Source organism: Xenorhabdus vietnamensis (assembly GCF_002127535.1).
GTDB lineage: Bacteria > Pseudomonadota > Gammaproteobacteria > Enterobacterales > Enterobacteriaceae > Xenorhabdus > Xenorhabdus vietnamensis.
This window is the reverse complement of the sequence record NZ_MUBJ01000115.1, coordinates 1-704: the sequence shown is the minus strand read 5'-3', so window position 1 is coordinate 704 and position 704 is coordinate 1. Positions and strand designations below refer to the sequence as shown.

The following is a 704-nucleotide window of genomic DNA, read 5'->3' as shown; positions in this document are numbered from 1 at the left end:
TATTAATAATCTACTAAAAATCATAAATCACTATAATAATTATATCCCCAGAATTCCCACGGACATATTTGATACACAGCCGGTTTTCACCCCGAAAGTCACTATCGCTTCAACAAAACCACCACCAGATTCGTTAAATTTCTGCCCCTGAAGTTCATAGATATCTAAGGGAAGATCTGCAATTTTTGACATATGTTTACCACCAAGCCACCAATTATTTCTAGATCTAGCATTATGCCCTTGCGCTATAACGATATCGGTACCTGAATATTTATTTCCACCATGTTCAAATGACAGATCACCTATGAATGCAAAATTCAATTTACTCGGTAACGTTGCAAAAGTATCACACGCAATCGCATTTCCCCCAGCTATCTTATTGTTAAACCAATCCGCCGTATCCGATGACCCCTTTCGCCCCGCTCTTACAAGAAAAGTACACCCTTCTGAATCATCTGATACGGTAACACCTTCCCACCCTTGACCGCTGGTAATATAATGATCAGTAACATTAAACACGACATTAGTCATTCCAATCATCTTTAAAGAAAAATTATTATCTCTTATTTTCATATATTTTCTCCTGTTTATACTATATTTATCTTTTCATTATTGATTGCACCTAAAACTCACATATATTATGACAATAGAATTCCTATAAAGATTAATTTTTTAAAAAACACTCTCCCTCAAAATCAACATCA

At 34.9% G+C, this 704-nt stretch carries 1 protein-coding gene; it reads right to left on the bottom strand.

Translation table 11 applies throughout. From position 1 onward, the window contains the following. Positions 1 to 39: 39 nt before the first annotated feature. Positions 40 to 573 (bottom strand): hypothetical protein, encoded by a 534-nt coding sequence (locus Xvie_RS20445; RefSeq protein WP_086110895.1) that lies wholly within the window; start codon positions 571 to 573, stop codon positions 40 to 42. Between the last annotated feature and the right edge of the window lie 131 nt (positions 574 to 704).

What these genes read in the sequence shown, in the direction of transcription:
- Xvie_RS20445 (WP_086110895.1), bottom strand. Translation starts at nt 573, where the DNA reads ATGAAAATAAGAGATAATAATTTTTCTTTAAAGATGATTGGAATGACT.